The 17,354-nt window shown below is 61.3% G+C and carries 14 protein-coding genes and 1 tRNA gene; 11 read left to right on the plus strand and 4 right to left on the minus strand.

All coding sequences use genetic code 11. The annotated features are described in order from the left end of the window. Positions 1-22: 22 nt before the first annotated feature. From ACTJJN_RS23075 to ACTJJN_RS23085, 3 genes are read left to right on the plus strand one after another with little or no spacing between them, the layout of a single operon-like run. Positions 23-1,294, plus strand: a complete 1,272-nt coding sequence (locus ACTJJN_RS23075; RefSeq protein WP_003255564.1) for a YeaH/YhbH family protein — start codon at positions 23-25, stop codon at positions 1,292-1,294. Then, the gene (locus tag ACTJJN_RS23080; protein WP_440781654.1) at positions 1,291-2,859 is read left to right on the plus strand and encodes a SpoVR family protein; all 1,569 of its coding nucleotides are present in this window, start codon (positions 1,291-1,293) and stop codon (positions 2,857-2,859) included. Before ACTJJN_RS23075 ends, ACTJJN_RS23080 begins: the two co-directional genes overlap by 4 nt. A 55-nt stretch (positions 2,860-2,914) precedes the next feature. After that, complete coding sequence (locus ACTJJN_RS23085) at positions 2,915-4,021, plus strand: multifunctional CCA addition/repair protein (protein ID WP_440781655.1); 1,107 nt, start codon at positions 2,915-2,917, stop codon at positions 4,019-4,021. A gap of 186 nt (positions 4,022-4,207) precedes the next feature. Here the strand turns inward: ACTJJN_RS23085 and folK are convergent, their stop codons facing one another. Both folK and folB read right to left on the minus strand, forming a co-directional pair. Continuing rightward, entirely contained in the window at positions 4,208-4,717 is a 510-nt protein-coding gene (gene folK / locus ACTJJN_RS23090; RefSeq protein ID WP_003255569.1) for a 2-amino-4-hydroxy-6-hydroxymethyldihydropteridine diphosphokinase, read from the minus strand. Continuing rightward, positions 4,708-5,064, minus strand: coding sequence for a dihydroneopterin aldolase (gene folB / locus ACTJJN_RS23095; RefSeq protein ID WP_004576188.1), 357 nt, complete (start codon positions 5,062-5,064; stop codon positions 4,708-4,710). Before folB ends, folK begins: the two co-directional genes overlap by 10 nt. A 74-nt stretch (positions 5,065-5,138) precedes the next feature. On the opposite strand from folB, the gene plsY reads away from it, so the two are divergent. After that, entirely contained in the window at positions 5,139-5,708 is a 570-nt protein-coding gene (gene plsY / locus ACTJJN_RS23100; protein ID WP_004576187.1) for a glycerol-3-phosphate 1-O-acyltransferase PlsY, read from the plus strand. A gap of 17 nt (positions 5,709-5,725) precedes the next feature. On the opposite strand, the gene tsaD is transcribed toward plsY, so the two are convergent. Then, entirely contained in the window at positions 5,726-6,751 is a 1,026-nt protein-coding gene (tsaD, locus tag ACTJJN_RS23105; protein WP_011953302.1) for a tRNA (adenosine(37)-N6)-threonylcarbamoyltransferase complex transferase subunit TsaD, read from the minus strand. A 204-nt stretch (positions 6,752-6,955) separates the two neighbouring features. Between tsaD and rpsU the strand changes: the two genes are divergently transcribed. From rpsU to ACTJJN_RS23135, 6 genes are all read left to right on the plus strand, one after another. Beyond that, entirely contained in the window at positions 6,956-7,171 is a 216-nt protein-coding gene (gene rpsU / locus ACTJJN_RS23110; RefSeq protein WP_003255575.1) for a 30S ribosomal protein S21, read from the plus strand. Between the two features lie 304 nt (positions 7,172-7,475). Continuing rightward, positions 7,476-9,458, plus strand: coding sequence for a DNA primase (gene dnaG / locus ACTJJN_RS23115; protein WP_440781656.1), 1,983 nt, complete (start codon positions 7,476-7,478; stop codon positions 9,456-9,458). 67 nt (positions 9,459-9,525) lie between these two features. Continuing rightward, positions 9,526-11,376, plus strand: coding sequence for an RNA polymerase sigma factor RpoD (rpoD, locus tag ACTJJN_RS23120; protein ID WP_003255578.1), 1,851 nt, complete (start codon positions 9,526-9,528; stop codon positions 11,374-11,376). 127 nt (positions 11,377-11,503) lie between these two features. Beyond that, positions 11,504-15,247, plus strand: a complete 3,744-nt coding sequence (locus tag ACTJJN_RS23125; protein ID WP_011953300.1) for a bifunctional diguanylate cyclase/phosphodiesterase — start codon at positions 11,504-11,506, stop codon at positions 15,245-15,247. A gap of 16 nt (positions 15,248-15,263) precedes the next feature. Beyond that, positions 15,264-15,340 (plus strand) — tRNA-Ile (locus tag ACTJJN_RS23130). Between the two features lie 59 nt (positions 15,341-15,399). Then, positions 15,400-15,558, plus strand: a complete 159-nt coding sequence (locus ACTJJN_RS23135; protein ID WP_004576185.1) for a hypothetical protein — start codon at positions 15,400-15,402, stop codon at positions 15,556-15,558. 308 nt (positions 15,559-15,866) lie between these two features. Here ACTJJN_RS23135 and ACTJJN_RS23140 read toward each other — a convergent pair whose 3' ends face one another. Continuing rightward, the gene (locus ACTJJN_RS23140) at positions 15,867-16,421 is read right to left on the minus strand and encodes a serine acetyltransferase (protein WP_003255582.1); all 555 of its coding nucleotides are present in this window, start codon (positions 16,419-16,421) and stop codon (positions 15,867-15,869) included. 187 nt (positions 16,422-16,608) lie between these two features. On the opposite strand from ACTJJN_RS23140, the gene ACTJJN_RS23145 reads away from it, so the two are divergent. Continuing rightward, positions 16,609-17,070 carry an Lrp/AsnC family transcriptional regulator gene (locus ACTJJN_RS23145; protein WP_003255583.1) on the plus strand — a complete coding sequence of 154 codons (462 nt, stop codon included), beginning with the start codon at positions 16,609-16,611 and terminating at the stop codon, positions 17,068-17,070. Positions 17,071-17,354 lie beyond the last annotated feature (284 nt).

Consider the following 17,354-nt stretch of genomic DNA (forward strand, 5'->3'; position numbering starts at 1 on the left):
GCATCCAGTCACCGGAGGGACCATGAGCTACGTTATAGACCGACGCCTGAACGGCAAGAACAAGAGCACGGTCAACCGCCAGCGCTTCCTGCGGCGGTACCGCGAACATATCAAGAAGGCCGTCGAAGAGGCGGTGAGCCGCCGTTCCATCATGGATATGGAACACGGCGAGCAGATCAGTATTCCCGGGCGCGACATCGACGAACCCGTCTTGCATCATGGTCGCGGGGGCAAACAGACCATCGTGCATCCTGGCAACAAAGAGTTCACTGCCGGTGAACACATCCCACGGCCGCAAGGCGGTGGAGGCGGTGGCGGTCGCGGCAAGGCCGGCAATTCCGGCGAGGGCATGGACGAGTTCGTCTTCCAGATCACCCAGGAAGAATTTCTCGAATTCATGTTCGAAGACCTCGAGTTACCCAACCTGGTCAAACGTCACCTGACTGGCGCCGATACCTTCAAGACTGTTCGCGCCGGCATCGCCAACGAAGGCAACCCGTCACGCATCAACATCGTGCGCACCCTGCGCTCGGCCCATGCCCGGCGTATCGCCCTGACCGGCAGCAGCCGCGCCCTGCTGCGCGAAGCACAAAAGGAACTCGATCGCCTGCGGGTCGAAGAGCCAGATAATTTCACCGATATCCAGGAAGTCGAACAGGAAATCGAGCGCCTGAAGGCACGTATCAACCGCCTGCCCTTCCTCGACACCTTCGACCTCAAGTACAACCTGCTGGTCAAGCAACCCAACCCCAGCTCGAAGGCAGTGATGTTCTGCCTGATGGACGTATCCGGCTCGATGACCCAGGCCACCAAGGACATCGCAAAGCGCTTCTTCATCCTGCTGTACCTGTTCCTCAAGCGTAACTACGAGCGCATCGAAGTCGTGTTCATTCGCCACCACACCAGTGCTCGGGAAGTCGATGAAGAAGAGTTCTTCTACTCGCGGGAAACCGGCGGCACCATCGTCTCCAGTGCCCTCAAGCTGATGCAGGAGATCATGGCCGAGCGCTACCCGGCCAGCGACTGGAACATCTATGCCGCGCAGGCTTCTGATGGCGACAACTGGAACGACGACTCGCCCATCTGCCGCGACATCCTCTCCAAACAGATCATGCCGCATGTGCAGTACTACACTTACGTTGAGATCACCCCCCGTGAACACCAGGCGCTGTGGTATGAATACGAGCGTATCGGAGATGCTTTCCCCGACACGTTCGCCCAGCAGCAGTTGGTATCGGCCGGCGATATCTACCCGGTCTTCCGTGAACTCTTCCAGCGCAGGTTAGCCACATGACCGCCAGAGCACAGAGACGCCAACCCATTTCCACTGGGTCCGAGTGGACGTTCGAGCTGATCCAGACCTACGACCGGGAAATCAGCCGCTTGGCCGAGCGTTACGCCCTGGACACCTACCCCAACCAGATCGAGGTCATCACTGCCGAACAGATGATGGACGCCTACGCCTCGGTCGGCATGCCGCTGGGCTACCACCACTGGTCCTACGGCAAGCAGTTCCTCAGTACGGAAAAGTCCTACAGCCGCGGCCAGATGGGCCTGGCCTACGAGATCGTGATCAACTCCGACCCTTGTATCGCCTACCTGATGGAAGAAAACACCATGTGCATGCAGGCACTGGTGATTGCGCACGCGTGCTACGGCCATAACAGTTTTTTCAAAGGCAATTACCTGTTCCGTACCTGGACTGACGCCAGTTCGATCATCGACTATCTGGTGTTCGCCAAGCAGTACATCGCCCAGTGCGAGGAGCGCCACGGTATCGATGCTGTGGAGGACTTGATCGACTCCTGCCATGCCCTGATGAACTACGGTGTCGACCGCTACAAACGGCCTTACCCTATTTCTGCCGAAGAAGAGCGGCGCCGGCAACAGGAGCGCGAAGAGCACCTTCAGCGTCAGATCAACGACCTTTGGCGGACAATTCCGAAAAACGCCGAAAAGGGTAACGACCGCGATGAGGGGCGCTTCCCCGCCGAACCGCAGGAAAACATCCTGTATTTCATCGAGAAGAACGCCCCGCTGCTTGAACCCTGGCAGCGTGAAGTAGTGCGCATCGTGCGCAAGATCGCCCAGTACTTCTACCCGCAGCGCCAGACCCAGGTGATGAACGAAGGCTGGGCAACCTTCTGGCACTACACCCTGATGAACGACCTGTACGACGAGGGGCTGATTACCGAAGGCTTCATGATGGAGTTCTTGCAGTCGCACACCAGCGTGGTGTTCCAGCCCGGCTTCGACAGCCCGTACTACAGCGGCATCAACCCCTACGCGCTGGGCTTTGCGATGTACACCGACATCCGCCGCATGTGCGAAAACCCCACCGAAGAAGATCGCCACTGGTTCCCCGACATTGCCGGCAGTGACTGGCTTTCTACCATCAAGTTCGCCATGAGCAGCTTCAAGGACGAGAGCTTCCTCCTGCAGTATCTGTCGCCCAAGGTGATGCGCGACCTCAAGTTGTTCAGCATCCTCGATGACGACCAGCGCGACGACCTGCTGGTGCCCGCCATCCATGATGAGGCCGGCTACCGGGTGATTCGTGAGCAGCTGGCAGCGCAGTACAACCTGGGCAACCGTGAACCGAACGTACAGATCTGGAGCGTCGACCGCCGCGGAGACCGCTCGCTGACCCTGCGACACCAGCAACACAACCGCAAACCGCTGGGCGACTCGACCGACGAAGTGCTCAAGCACCTGCATCGCCTGTGGGGCTTCGATATCCACCTGGAGACCGTGCAAGGCGAGCAAGTGATGAGTACTCACCACATGCCGCCGCGCGGCGAGCATAGCGAAAGCGCCGATTACGGTCGCATGGACCTGGCCGTTATCCACCACCTCTGATGCAACCCCATGACCGCCGACGGGTTATCCTGTCGGCAGTTATGGAGAGCTGCACATGCACATCTACAAAGTTGGCGGCGCCGTGCGCGACCGCCTGCTCGGCCGCCCTGTCAGCGATATCGACTGGCTGGTGGTGGGCGCCACCGTCGAAGAAATGCTCGCCAAGGGCTATCGGCCGGTGGGTGCCGATTTCCCGGTGTTCCTGCACCCGAAAACCGGCGAGGAATACGCCCTGGCGCGCACCGAGCGCAAGAGTGGGCGAGGCTACGGCGGGTTCACCTTTCACGCCAGCCCCGACGTAACCCTGGAAGAGGACCTGATCCGTCGCGACCTCACCATCAATGCGATGGCCGAGGATGAGGCCGGCACGGTATACGACCCCTACCAAGGCAAGCAAGACCTGGATAAACGCCTGCTACGCCATGTTTCCCCGGCATTCGCCGAAGATCCTTTGCGTGTGCTGCGTGTTGCACGCTTTGCTGCCCGTTACGCACCACTGGGGTTCCGGGTTGCCGATGAAACCTTGGCGCTGATGCGTCAGATCAGCGCCTCGGGCGAACTGCAGGCACTCACTGCCGAGCGCAGCTGGAAGGAAATCGAGCGCGCGCTGATGGAAGTGCAACCGCAGGTGTTCTTCAAGGTGCTGAGCGCGTGCGGGGCCCTGCAGGAGCTGCTGCCAGAGCTCGATGACAGCTCCCGGACATTGGCGGCGCTCGAGCAGGCAGCGGTGCACGAACAACCGCTGCACGTGCGCTGGGCCTGCCTGTTGCGGGGGTTGTCACCGACATCAATCAAAGCCGTCAACCAGCGCCTGAAGGCACCGCGTGAGTGCCAGGAACTGGCCATGCTGACAGGGGAATGCCTGGCGCAGGGCAATCAGGCGCTCGAACTGCCTGCCACGGCACTGCTGGAGCTGTTGCAGAAGTTCGATGTGTACCGACGGCCGCAGCGATTTGAGGATTTTTTGGTCGTTTGCGAGATGGCGGCGCGGGGCGATGGCGAGCAGGGTTACCCACAGGCCGATTACCTGCGAGGCGCAGCAGCGGCGGCGCGAGCGGTGGATGTGAAGCCGTTGGTGCAAGCCGGGCTGACGGGTCAGGCACTGGGCGAAGCACTCAAAGGTGAACGGCTGAAAGCGCTCGAAGCTTACCAGCGCGGTTAGACCTACCGGCCTCTTCGCGGGTAAACCCGCCCCTACAGGGGCACACATCGAGGGTTGGGCACAGCCCGTTGTAGGAGCGGGTTTACCCGCGAAAGGGCCAGACCTGCTGGCCAATTTCCACCCGCGGTTCACCGTCGCAGCCGCCACCGTATTCGCGGGTAAACCCGCGAAGAGGCCGATACAGGCTTAAGCGGGCGTCAACTGCAACCCGCGCCACTCAAAGGCGACCGGGGCCAGCACCTGATCGATCTGCGCTTCCTGCCACAGCTGCGCCATGCGCTTGCCCACCCCCGGATGCACCAGGTCGGGTGCCAGCAACGACAGCGGCCACAGCACAAAAGCGTTCTTCAGGATCTCGGCACGGGGCAATACCAGCCCATCGAAGGTACCGTGCAAATCGTCATACATCAGCACGTCGATATCCAGCGGCAACCCTTTGCGGTCCGGGGCATAGCGGCCATTGTCGGCCTCGATGAACTTCAGCCGGCGGTCCAGCTCGATCAACGGCAACGCGGTTTGCCCGGTCACCACGAAGTTGATGAACGGCCCGCTCTTGATGCCCACCGCCTGGCTTTCGAATGCCGGCGAACAGCGCATGTCGGTCAGGATGCCAGCCAACGCATCGAGCCCGGCGCACAAATGCGCCTCACGGTCGATATTGCTGCCCAGGCCCAGGTAAACCGTGCTCAAAGACATCCGCGCTCGATCTCCACGCCTACACCACCACGGGCCGCCGGCACCGCGCCCGGCTTGGTCAGCTTCAAGCGCACCCAAGGGATGTGGAACTCGTCCATCAGGGTGGCCACCAGGCGCTCGGCAAATGTTTCAACCAGCTCGAAACGGGCCTGTTCGGCAAACGCCTGGATGCGCGCCGACACACTGGCGTAATCCAGCGCCAGGTTCAGGTCGTCTCCGGCGGCGGCCGGGCGGTTGTCCCAGGCAAAGCTCAGGTCCAGGCGCAAGCACTGGCGAATATCCCGCTCCCAGTCATAGGCACCGATAACGGTATCGACTTCCAGGCCTTCGATGAACACTCTGTCCAAGCACTTCTCTCCACAGCACGACAAGGGCGACTGGCGCCGTTAGAATCAGGGCGTCCTCGCCCGGAATAGTTAGCATGTTTTGGTTACTGGCGTTGCTCGCCTACCTGCTCGGCTCGCTGTCCTTCGCCATTGTTCTCAGCCGCCTCTCGGGCAGCCCGGACCCGCGTTCCAGCGGCTCAGGCAATGCCGGCGCCACCAACATGCTACGCCTGGCAGGCCGTAAACTGGCGATCCTGACCCTGCTTGGCGACCTGTGCAAGGGCCTTTTGCCGGTATTGCTCGCCCGCGTTGCCGGGCTGGACCTGCACGCGCAGGCCTGGGTCGGCATATGCGCGGTGCTGGGCCATCTGTTCCCCCTGTACTTCCGTTTCAAGGGCGGCAAGGGCGTGGCGACGGCTGCCGGCATGCTCATGGGCCTGTATTTCCCGGCCGCGCTGCTGGCCATCGGCGCCTGGCTGCTGACCTTCTACCTCACGCGCACCAGCTCACTGGCCGCGCTGATTGCCACGCCACTCACCTTGCCATTGCTGGCCTGGCGCGAGCCCGAAGCCCTGCTGCCGATCAGCGTACTGACTGTGATGATCGTGTGGCGCCACCGCAACAACCTGCGCGACTTGTTTGCAGGGCGCGAACGGCATTTCTGAACCTTCGACGCGCTGCCTTACAGCGGCGGCAACTGTTCCATCGGCCAGCGTGCCTGCACGCTGATCGCCAGGTCTTGCTGCTGCCCGGCCAGCAGGCGTTGGCAACCGGCGTAGGCGATCATCGCACCATTGTCGGTACAGAATTGCGGGCGCGCGTAGTACACGTTGCCCTTGATGCTACCGAGCATGTCCTCCAGGGACGCGCGCAGGGCCTTGTTGGCACTCACGCCACCCGCGATGACCAGCCGCTTGAGGCCGGTCTGCTTGAGCGCCCGCTTGCACTTGATGGTCAAAGTCTCCACCACCGCCTGCTGGAATGCCAGGGACAGGTCGCAACGGGTTTGCTCACTGTCGTCGCCAGCATTCTTGCATTGCTGCCAAGTGTTCAGGGCGAAGGTCTTGAGGCCACTGAAGCTGAATTCCAGGCCTGGCCGATCGGTCATTGGCCGCGGGAAGACGAAGCGCCCGGCCACACCTTGTTCGGCCAGACGCGCAATTTCCGGACCGCCTGGGTAATTGAGGCCGATCAGCTTGGCGGTCTTGTCGAACGCTTCACCGGCAGCATCGTCCAGGCTCTCGCCCAACAGTTCGTACTGACCGATGCCATCGACCCGAACCAGCTGGGTATGGCCACCGGAAACCAACAAAGCGACGAACGGAAACGCTGGCGGGTTTTCTTCCAGCATGGGTGCCAGCAGGTGCCCCTCCATGTGGTGCACACCGATCGCCGGGATGTCCCAGGCAAAGGCCAGCGCCTGGGCGCAGGAAGCGCCGACCAGCAAGGCACCGACCAGGCCGGGACCCGCGGTGTAGGCGATGGCGTCGATTTCGGTGGCAACGCAGCCTGCCTCGTCCAGCACCTGGCGGATGAGCGGCAGCATTCGCTTGACGTGATCACGCGAGGCAAGCTCGGGCACCACGCCGCCGAAGACGCGGTGCAGGTCGATCTGGCTGAACAGTGCGTCGGCCAACAAACCGCGTTCACTGTCGTATAATGCGACGCCGGTTTCGTCGCAGGATGTTTCCAATCCCAGTACTAGCATGGGCTCGTCCCTTGTGGGGGCTGAATTCGAAGCCGCGCATGATAGTCCCCGTGTCGGGTGCCGACCAGCGGTTTTCGATCAGAGGCTTTGCATTCCGGCTTGCTAAGGGTTAACATCCGCAACCCTTGAAAACCGACGTTCTCCAGCACACCTTTGTTTTGCCAGGAGCACGTCTACCCCGGTAATGAATTAAGGTAGCCCTGGATGCCAGCCGTCAAAGTTAAAGAGAACGAACCCTTCGACGTAGCTCTGCGTCGTTTCAAGCGCTCCTGCGAAAAAGCCGGTGTACTGGCTGAAGTTCGTAGCCGCGAGTTTTACGAGAAGCCGACCGCAGAGCGTAAGCGCAAAGCAGCTGCTGCTGTTAAGCGTCACGCCAAGAAAGTTCAGCGCGAACAGCGCCGCGCCGTTCGTCTGTACTAATACAGACGTTCAACGCAAAGCTTCTGCCCTGCCCGGCTAACCCCCGGGCGATGGCAGTGGTCGTTTCAAACTTGAGCAGCTAGCTCAAGGCCCTGCACAAGCTTCATGCGAACTGCATCATGGGCAACCTGCCTGAAACGTCAGAGCTGGTCCTCCTTGCTGTATGACCAGGCGTGCACGTCCGACTGACGAGCCCTTAGGGGCTGGCGACGAGCACACATTCCCTCGCACTTCCCCAAGCAGCACTCGCCCCCTTCGGCGCGTGAGCGATTAGACTTGCCAGTTGCCAGATAACGAGACTGCCATGGCCGGGCTGATTCCCCAGAGTTTCATTGACGACCTGATCAACCGCCTCGACATCGTCGACGTGGTGAGTTCGCGCGTCCAGCTGAAAAAAACCGGCAAGAACTACTCGGCCTGCTGCCCGTTCCACAAAGAAAAAACCCCGTCCTTCACGGTCAGCCCAGACAAGCAGTTCTACTACTGCTTCGGCTGTGGCGCCGGAGGCAACGCCTTGGGCTTTGTCATGGACCACGACAACCTGGACTTCCCCCAGGCCGTCGAGGAACTGGCACGCGCCGCTGGCATGGAAGTCCCCCGCGAGCAAGGCCGCCGTGACCAGAAGCCGCGCCAGCCCACTGACTCGCCACTGTACCCGCTACTGGACGCCGCCTCGGAGTTTTACCGCCAGGCCCTGCGCAGCCACCCGTCACGCAAGGCAGCGGTGGACTACCTCAAGAGCCGCGGCCTGTCCGGGGAAATTGCCCGCGACTTCGGCCTGGGCTTTGCCCCGCCCGGCTGGGACAACCTGCTCAAGCACCTGGGTGCCGACACCCTGCAGCAGAAGGTGATGATCGATGCCGGCCTGCTGATCGAGAACGCCGAGAGCGGCAAGCGCTACGACCGCTTCCGCGACCGGGTGATGTTCCCGATACGTGACAGCCGCGGGCGCATCATCGCCTTCGGTGGCCGAGTGCTCGGCGACGACAAGCCCAAGTACCTGAACTCCCCGGAAACCCCGGTGTTCCACAAGGGACAGGAGCTGTACGGGCTGTACGAGGCGCGCAAGCACAACCGCAACCTCGACGAGATCATCGTCGTCGAGGGCTACATGGACGTCATTGCCCTGGCCCAGCAAGGCCTGCGCAATGCCGTGGCCACCCTTGGCACCGCCACCAGCGAAGAGCACCTCAAGCGCCTGTTCCGCGTGGTGCCCAGCGTGCTGTTCTGTTTTGACGGCGACCAGGCTGGGCGCAAGGCGGCCTGGCGCGCACTGGAATCGACATTGTCGAACCTGCAGGACGGCCGTCGCGCGCGCTTCCTGTTCCTGCCCGAAGGCGAAGACCCCGACAGCCTGGTGCGTGCCGAAGGTACCGACGCCTTCATGGCCCGTATCAACCAGCACGCCCAACCGCTGGCCGACTACTTCTTCGAGCAACTTGGCGTCGAAGCCGACCCGCGCTCACTGGAAGGCAAGGCGCATATGGCGACCTTGGCCGCACCGTTGATCGAAAAGATCCCCGGCGCCAACCTGCGTCAGCTGATGCGCAACCGCCTGAAGGAAATCACCGGCCTCGACCCGCAGCAGGTCGAGCAGCTGGCGCAACAAGCGCCGGCGACCAGCAGCATGCCGGACTACGACCCTGGCTACGACTACGACGCCATGGCCAGCTACACCCCCGACTACGGCGACATGCCACAGCACGACTATGCCCCCGTTCATCAGGAGCAGGCATGGAAGCCCAACAAGGGTGGTAGCAAGAAGCCGTGGAGTGACAAACCCTGGGACAAGAACCGCAAGAGCAGCAAGCCCTGGCAGCAACGCGACGAAGCACCTCCCCGCGTGCCAGCACCGGTCGAGCCGCCCACCCTGGCCGCGCTGCGCACCCTGCTGCACCACCCACTGCTGGCAGGCAAGGTGGAGGATGCCAGCCACTTCGCCGACGAAGAACACCTGTACAGCCAGCTGCTGGTGGCGCTGATCGAAGCCGCGCAGAAAAATCCTGGGCTAAGCTCAATGCAGTTGATCGCACGTTGGCATGGCACCGAACAGGGCCGCCTGCTGCGAGCCCTGGCGGAAAAGGAATGGCTTATCGTGGCCGACAACCTTGAACAACAGTTTTTCGACACTATAACTAGCTTGTCCGCCCGCCAACGCGAGCGCAGCCTGGAACAACTGCTCAGGAAATCACGTCAAAGCGAATTGACCAGCGAGGAAAAAACCCAGCTCCTCGCCCTGCTGAGCCGAAATGTTCCCGCACAAACGCCGACCTCATCTGGCGCGTGAGGCCCATGCTCGGGTATAATCCTCGGCTTGTTTTTTGCCCGCCAAGACCTTCAGTGGATAGGGTGTTATGTCCGGAAAAGCGCAACAGCAGTCTCGTATCAAAGAGTTGATCACCCGCGGTCGTGAGCAGGGCTACCTGACTTACGCGGAGGTCAACGACCACCTGCCTGAGGATATTTCAGATCCGGAACAGGTGGAAGACATCATCCGCATGATCAACGACATGGGGATCAACGTATTCGAGAGTGCTCCGGATGCGGATGCCCTTCTGTTGGCGGAAGCCGACACCGATGAAGCCGCGGCCGAAGAAGCCGCTGCTGCATTGGCGGCAGTTGAAACCGATATCGGCCGCACGACCGACCCGGTGCGCATGTATATGCGCGAAATGGGTACTGTCGAGCTGCTGACCCGCGAAGGCGAGATCGAAATCGCCAAGCGTATCGAGGAAGGCATTCGTGAAGTCATGGGCGCTATCGCCCACTTCCCGGGCACTGTCGACTACATTCTCGGCGAATATGATCGCGTCACCACCGAGGGTGGCCGCCTGTCGGACGTTCTCAGCGGTTACATCGACCCTGACGACAACATTGCCGCGCCAACCGAAGAAGTGCCGATCCCAGGCGCCAAGGCCGCTGCGGCGAAGGAAGAGTCCGACGACGACGAAGAAGAATCCGAAAGCGGTGACGACGAGGAAGAGGCCGAGAGCGGCCCGGACCCGGTAGTCGCAGCCCAACGCTTCGGTGCGGTATCCGATCAGCTTCAGGCGACCTCCAAGGTCCTGAAGAAAAATGGTCGTAACCACAAGGAAAGCATCGAGGCCCTGCAGGCCCTGGCTGACCTGTTCATGCCGATCAAGCTGGTACCGAAGCAGTTCGAGGTACTGGTCGAGCGTGTACGTGATGCCCTGAACCGTCTGCGGCAGCAAGAACGCGCCATCATGCAGCTCTGCGTACGTGACGCCCGCATGCCGCGAGCCGACTTCCTGCGCATGTTCCCAAGCAACGAAACCGACCAGACCTGGAGCGGTGACCTGGCCAAGCGCAACACCAAGTGGGCTGCCGCCCTGGGTGAAAAGAACGCTGCCATCGTCGCTTGCCAACAGAAGCTGATCGACCTTGAGACCGAAACCGGCCTGACCGTTGCCGAGATCAAGGAAATCAACCGTCGCATGTCGATCGGTGAAGCCAAGGCCCGCCGCGCCAAGAAAGAAATGGTCGAGGCGAACCTGCGTCTGGTGATTTCCATCGCCAAGAAGTACACCAACCGTGGCCTGCAGTTCCTCGACCTGATCCAGGAAGGCAACATCGGCCTGATGAAAGCGGTGGACAAGTTCGAATACCGTCGCGGCTACAAGTTCTCGACCTATGCCACCTGGTGGATCCGTCAGGCGATCACCCGTTCGATCGCCGACCAGGCACGCACCATCCGGATTCCGGTGCACATGATCGAGACGATCAACAAGCTCAACCGTATTTCCCGCCAAATGCTGCAGGAAATGGGTCGCGAACCGACTCCGGAAGAGCTGGGCGAGCGCATGGAAATGCCTGAGGACAAAATCCGCAAGGTACTGAAGATCGCCAAAGAACCGATCTCCATGGAAACCCCGATCGGTGACGACGAAGATTCGCACCTGGGCGACTTCATCGAGGACTCGACCATGCAGTCCCCGATCGACGTAGCCACGGTCGAAAGCCTCAAGGAAGCCACCCGTGACGTGCTCTCGGGCCTGACCGCACGTGAAGCCAAGGTGCTGCGCATGCGTTTCGGTATCGACATGAACACCGACCACACCCTTGAAGAGGTGGGCAAGCAGTTTGACGTAACGCGTGAGCGGATCCGTCAGATCGAAGCGAAGGCGTTGCGCAAGCTGCGCCACCCGACTCGCAGCGAGCACCTGCGCTCCTTCCTCGACGAGTGATGACAAAACCCCGGCCCAGGCCGGGGTTTTTCTTTAGTGGCCCGAGACATAAAGCCCGCCTTCCGTTGCACACCTGCAGCAATGCCCGTCTACACTCGACTGCAGACCACCTGAGTGCGAGGCTGCCATGTCCTTGAAGCCGGCCATTCTGTTGCTGATCCTGATTTTGTGGAACACAACGGCCGGCGCCCTGACCCTGACAGATGAGGAGAACGCCTGGCTGGCTGCCCACCCGCAGCTGAAACTGGGTGTAGACGCCTCTTGGCCACCGTTCGAGTTTCGCGACCAGGAGGGCCGGTACCAGGGATTGGCCGCCGACTACATCGCCATGATCCAGCAGCGCCTGGGCGTGACGTTCAAACCGGTCGAACCCAGCAGCTGGACCGAGGTGCTGGCGCAGGCGCGGGAAAGCCGTATCGACCTGCTGCCCGGCATCATGTCCACCCCCGAACGCCAAGGCTTCCTGGCTTTCACTCGCCCGTACCTCGACTTCCCCATTGTCATCCTCGCGCACAAAGGCGGCGCGCAACCGCGCAAGCTGGCTGACCTGTACGGCCTGAAAGTTGCCGTGGTCGAGAACTACGCCCCGCACGAGTTGCTGCGTACCCACCACCCGGACCTCAACCTGGTTGCCCTGCCAAACGTCAGCTCCACGCTGCAAGCCCTGGCTACCGACCAAGTGGATGCCGTGGTCGGCGACCTCGCTTCCAGTATCTGGAGCCTGCGCCAACTCAAGCTCGACGGCCTCTACGTCAGCGGCGAAACGCCCTACCGCTACCAGTTGGCGATGGCCGTTCCCCGCGACAAGAGCGTGCTGGTCGGCATTCTCGACAAAGTGATGGCCGACATGAGCAGCAGCGAAATCAGCCAGATCCAGCAGCACTGGGTGGGCAATGTGGTCGACCAGCGAATGTTCTGGTCCGACCTGCTGGTGTATGGCCTGCCAACGGTGCTGTTGCTGATGGCTGTGCTGGCAGTGGTCATTCGCATCAACCGCCGGCTCAGCTCGGAAATTTCCCGGCGCATCGCCCTTGAGCAAGAACTGCGCAGCAGCGAGTACCACTACCGCGGCCTGGTCGAGAGCCTGTCAGCCATCGCCTGGGAAGCCGATGCCAACGACTTCACCTACAGCTACGTTTCACCCCATGCCGAAGATCTGCTCGGCTACCCATTGAGTGACTGGCTCAGGCCCGGTTTCTGGCGCAGTATCCTGCACCCGGAGGACGCGCTCTGGGCCCAGGCCTACTGCGACAGCGAGACCGCAGCGGGGCGCGACCACAGCCTGGACTACCGGGTGATCCGGGCTGACGGTCAGCCCCTTTGGATACGCAACATCGTCAGTATGATCGAGCACGGCCACCAGCCAGTGATGCGCGGGCTGATGATCGACATCAGCGAAACCAAGCGCACGGAGGACGCCCTGCGTCTGTCCGAACAGAAGTTCGCCTCGGTATTCCAGCAGTGCCCCGATATCTTGCTGATCGCTCGCCACAGCGATGGCTGCCTGCTGGAGGTGAACGAGGCTTTCGAAGAGCAGATCGGACTGCCCCCAGACCAGGTCATAGGCCGCACTGCCACCGACCTTGACCTGTGGGGCGTAGAGGGCAGTGGCCCGCTCCTGCTTCAAAGGTTGCACCAAGGGGGTATCCGTAACCTGGAAATGAGCTTCCGCCGCAGCAACGGCCAACTGTTCACCGGCCTGACTTCGGCTGAAACCTTCGAACTGGACGGCACACCCGCGCTGGTAGTGGCGGTACGCGACATCAGCCAGCTCAAGGAGACCCAGCAGCAGCTTCAAACTTCTGAAGAAAAGTTCGCAAAGGCCTTCCACGCTTCGCCCGACGGCCTGCTGCTGTCGCGCCAGAGCGACGGTTTGCTGCTGGAGGTGAACGAAGGCTTCTGCCGCCTCACCGGCTACGACCTCAACCCAACCATCGACCAGACCTCGCTGGACCTGGGTATCTGGGTCGACCTCAACGAGCGCAAACGCCTGGTCGACCAGCTCAACCGTGACGGCTTCGTGCGCGACTTCACCTGCCATATCCGCCGCAGCGACGGGCAGATCCGACTGTGCGAGCTGTCCGCCCGGCCCCTGCCGATTACCGGCGTCGACTGCATGCTGACCATCGCTCGCGACATCACCGAGCGTCACCTGATGCAAGAAAAACTGCAGCTGGCCGCCACGGTGTTCGAGAACACTGCCGAAGGGGTGCTGATTACCGACATTGACCAGCGCATCAGTGCCGTCAACCGCGCCTTCAGCGAAATCACCGGCTACAGCGAGATCGAGGCCCTCGGCCAGACCCCGCGCCTGCTCGCCTCTGGCCAGCACGACAGCGCTTTCTATCTGGCCATGTGGCACCAGCTTACCGCCGAGGGCCACTGGCAGGGCGAAATCTACAACAAGCGCAAGAACGGCGAACTTTACCCAAGCTGGCTGACCATCAGCGCCGTGCGCAACAGCGACCGCGAGATCACGCACTTCGTGGCGGTTTTTGCAGACATCTCCAGCATCAAGCACGCCCAGGCCAAACTCGACTATCAGGCCCACCACGACCCGCTGACCGGCTTGCCCAATCGCACCTTGTTCGAAAACCGGCTGCAGGGCGTACTCACCTGCGCGCAGGTGTCCAACCGCCAGGGCGCAGTGCTGTTCCTGGACCTCGACCGCTTCAAGCACATCAACGACAGCCTTGGCCACCCGGTCGGCGACCTGCTGCTCAAGGGCATCGCCCAGCGCCTGAAAGAGCAGGTACGCGACGTTGACACCGTAGCCCGCCTGGGTGGCGACGAATTCATCATTCTGCTGCCCGGCTTGCACAAGCCCAGTGACGCCAGCACTATCGCCAACAAACTACTGGCCTGCTTCAACGCACCGTTCCAGGCCGGCGAGCATGAGTTTTTCACCAGCGCCAGCATCGGCATCAGTCTTTACCCACAGGATGGCACTGACGTCTCCACACTGATCCGCAACGCCGACGCCGCCATGTACCGCTCCAAAGCCAAAGGCCGCAACCGCGTAGAAGCCTACACCCGCGACCTCACCGCCCAGGCCAGCGAGCGCATCGCCCTGGAGCATGAGCTGCGCCGGGCCGTCGAACGCAACGAAATGAGCCTGTGCTTCCAGCCCAAGCTCAGCCTGAAGACCCAGAGCCTGGTGGGTGCCGAAGCGCTGATCCGCTGGAGCCACCCGACCTTTGGTGAGGTACCGCCGGAACACTTCATCCACTTGGCGGAAGAGAACGGCACTATCCTGCAGCTCGGCGACTGGGTACTGGAGCAAGCCTGCCGGCAGATGCAGGCCTGGAAGCAGCACTACGAACCCTTCGGCCCGCTGTCGATCAACCTTGCCGGCGCCCAGCTGCGCCACCCACACCTGGCACGGCGCATCGAACAATTGCTCAAGCACTACCAGCTGAGGGCCGGTGACCTGCAGCTGGAAATCACCGAGAACTTCATCATGAGCCAGGCAGAGGAGGCCTTGGCCGTGCTGTACCAACTGAAGAAACTGGGTGTACAGCTAGCCATCGACGACTTTGGCACCGGCTATTCGTCGCTGAGCTACCTGAAGCGCCTGCCGCTGGACATCCTCAAGATCGACAAGTCGTTCATCCGCGGCCTGCCCGACGATCCACACGACGCCGCCATTGCCCGGGCGATCATTGCCCTGGGCCGCAGCATGCAGTTGACCATCATTGCCGAAGGCGTGGAGAACCAGGCCCAGCAACGTTTTCTGGCGGCCGAGGGCTGCGAGCAGATCCAGGGCTACATCGTCAGCCTCCCGCTACCGCCAGAGGAATTCGCGGCCGCGTTTCTTCGCATAGCACTATCGGATCTTTCAGATGGCACAGGTGCGAAACCCTCGTTATAATCCGCCCACTTACTGAGGGCCTATAGCTCAGTTGGTTAGAGCAGAGGACTCATAATCCTTTGGTCCACGGTTCGAGTCCGTGTGGGCCCACCAGCTTAGAAGCCGCGCACTGCGCGGCTTTTTCATGCCCGCAAGAAATAAATGTTCGGGGCGTGTACATCCAGCGCAGCGGCGCCGAGCGCATGACCTTGGAAGTGGCGCTGAAACACCATCTCAGCGAAATCAGCCCCACCAAGAAGCCGATCACCCAGCACGCCGATAATCGCGGAAAGGTGCCCTATCGATACTTCAAGCCAAACACCCTAGCTTGAGGATCAGACAATGAGCCGAATATGCTCGCTAATCGGCTCACAAATGAGCAAGCCTATGAATGACCTGGGCCTGCCCCGTGACAACGGACGCCAAGAAGCTGGCTACAGAGCCAACTGCCTCAAGCCTTTTGCGTATTCGTTCGGCGTGCTCATCACTGGCGCGGCGCCTGGGGATAAACGAAGAAGGCCGCACCACTGCACGATCCAGTCCATCGGGCGAGGCCATCAACCATGGGCAACCCCATAAGAACCCTCCCAGCCTGCTCCACCACCCCCTCTGCCAACGTCCGCAAATGTACCGCTGTTGGTTAATCCCCTCCCGGACGCATCTCGACCTGCCGTGGGTTGTAGAAGGTCATGCCAGGCGGAATATCCCGCGTAACCAACGACATCGCGCCAATCACCACGTCATCGCCAATGTCGATGCGATCAGCAACGATGCAACTGTTGGCGCCCATGCTCACGTTGTCACCAATGCGCAGTGCGTACTCCTGCAACCCCAGGGTCTTGATGCCGATCGAGCAGTTCTGCCGGATGAAGAAATTGCGCCCGATGCTGACGTACCGGGTAATCACCACCCCCGGCAGGTGCGCGATGCGCAGGCCGGGGGCAATCTGGGCGCCGATGTCGATGTCCACCCCATACTTGAGGTTGAGCCGCTGTTGCATGCGCCGGGCGTGACGCCGGGCAAGGCCGCCGCGGGCGTCGAGGTACTGGGCCAGGCGATAGGCGAAGAGGAAACGCAGTTTGTTGTCCTTGCGTGCGCGGCGCAGCACGTTGAACAGCAGGCTGATCGGGCGTCCGGGCCTTTTCTTGTTGGAGACTTCCAGTCGCCAGCATTCGAGCAGGTGGTCGAGGTTCACGCTGAGGTTCCCGTTGAACTAGCACTTCATCATGCCGAATTAGTGTCGAAGACGCAGCCTTCGGACATGCGCGGCCGTTCTAACCCAAAGTGCCAAGCCGACGCCGTCAACGGTGATCGACTGTACCTGGCCTTGCCCTGATTGGCACAGGCTGGCTAGGCTAGCGGGCCAACCGTAGAGACTCGCCATGTCGGACTCCCGCTCCATTACGCTGGATGAAATCGATCGCCAGCTGATCGCCCTGCTGCAGATCAACGCCCGCGAAAGCGTCGCCACCCTCGCCCGCCAGTTGGGCATCGCCCGCACTACCGTCAATTCGCGCCTGGAGCGGCTGGAGAAAAACAAGGTTATCTCCGGCTATGGCGTACGCCTGGGCCAGAGTGTGATAGGCGGCGGGTTGCAGGCGTATGTCGGGATCAAGGTGCAGCCACGCTCCGGCAAGGACGTGGTGCGGCGCCTGAGTGCCATGGGCCAGGTGCAGCAGCTGTGTGCGGTAAGCGGCGAATTCGACTATGTGGCCTGGCTGCGTACGGACTCGCCCGAGCAGCTGGATCAGTTGCTCGACCAGATTGGCAGTGTCGACGGGGTGGAGAAAACCACCACGTCGATCATTCTCAGCAGCAAGGTGGACCGTGGACAGCCGCTTTGAACGGACTGGCGCTCGGGTGGGGTTATCGATGAGGCCGGTTGTAGGAGCGGGTTTACCCGCGAATGGGGCAGAGAATCTACCGACGCATTCGCGGGTGAACCCGCTCCTACAAAGGGCCAGGGCGGCTTGTGAAGTACCTCGACCGCCTGCCTCGTCTTAATGAACATAAGCTTAATCATTACGACGAAACTAACTACATTCAGACAACACTCTGCACCTTAATAACGAACACCTCACTCCCTAAAATGACCGCCAGGCATCTCCTATACTCAGGCTCCGCTCCT

This window comes from Pseudomonas sp. 22515, from assembly GCF_052044625.1.
Lineage (GTDB): Bacteria > Pseudomonadota > Gammaproteobacteria > Pseudomonadales > Pseudomonadaceae > Aquipseudomonas > Aquipseudomonas alloputida.

Bases quoted from the DNA above. Each gene is read 5' to 3' on its own strand.
- folK (WP_003255569.1), bottom strand. From the start codon at position 4,717: ATGTCTTTGAGCACGGTTTACCTGGGCCTGGGCAGCAATATCGACCGT.
- ACTJJN_RS23145 (WP_003255583.1), top strand. From the start codon at position 16,609: ATGTCGGACTCCCGCTCCATTACGCTGGATGAAATCGATCGCCAGCTG.
- rpoD (WP_003255578.1), top strand. From the start codon at position 9,526: ATGTCCGGAAAAGCGCAACAGCAGTCTCGTATCAAAGAGTTGATCACC.
- plsY (WP_004576187.1), top strand. From the start codon at position 5,139: ATGTTTTGGTTACTGGCGTTGCTCGCCTACCTGCTCGGCTCGCTGTCC.
- tsaD (WP_011953302.1), bottom strand. From the start codon at position 6,751: ATGCTAGTACTGGGATTGGAAACATCCTGCGACGAAACCGGCGTCGCA.
- ACTJJN_RS23080 (WP_440781654.1), top strand. From the start codon at position 1,291: ATGACCGCCAGAGCACAGAGACGCCAACCCATTTCCACTGGGTCCGAG.
- ACTJJN_RS23075 (WP_003255564.1), top strand. From the start codon at position 23: ATGAGCTACGTTATAGACCGACGCCTGAACGGCAAGAACAAGAGCACG.
- ACTJJN_RS23125 (WP_011953300.1), top strand. From the start codon at position 11,504: ATGTCCTTGAAGCCGGCCATTCTGTTGCTGATCCTGATTTTGTGGAAC.
- ACTJJN_RS23085 (WP_440781655.1), top strand. From the start codon at position 2,915: ATGCACATCTACAAAGTTGGCGGCGCCGTGCGCGACCGCCTGCTCGGC.
- rpsU (WP_003255575.1), top strand. From the start codon at position 6,956: ATGCCAGCCGTCAAAGTTAAAGAGAACGAACCCTTCGACGTAGCTCTG.
- dnaG (WP_440781656.1), top strand. From the start codon at position 7,476: ATGGCCGGGCTGATTCCCCAGAGTTTCATTGACGACCTGATCAACCGC.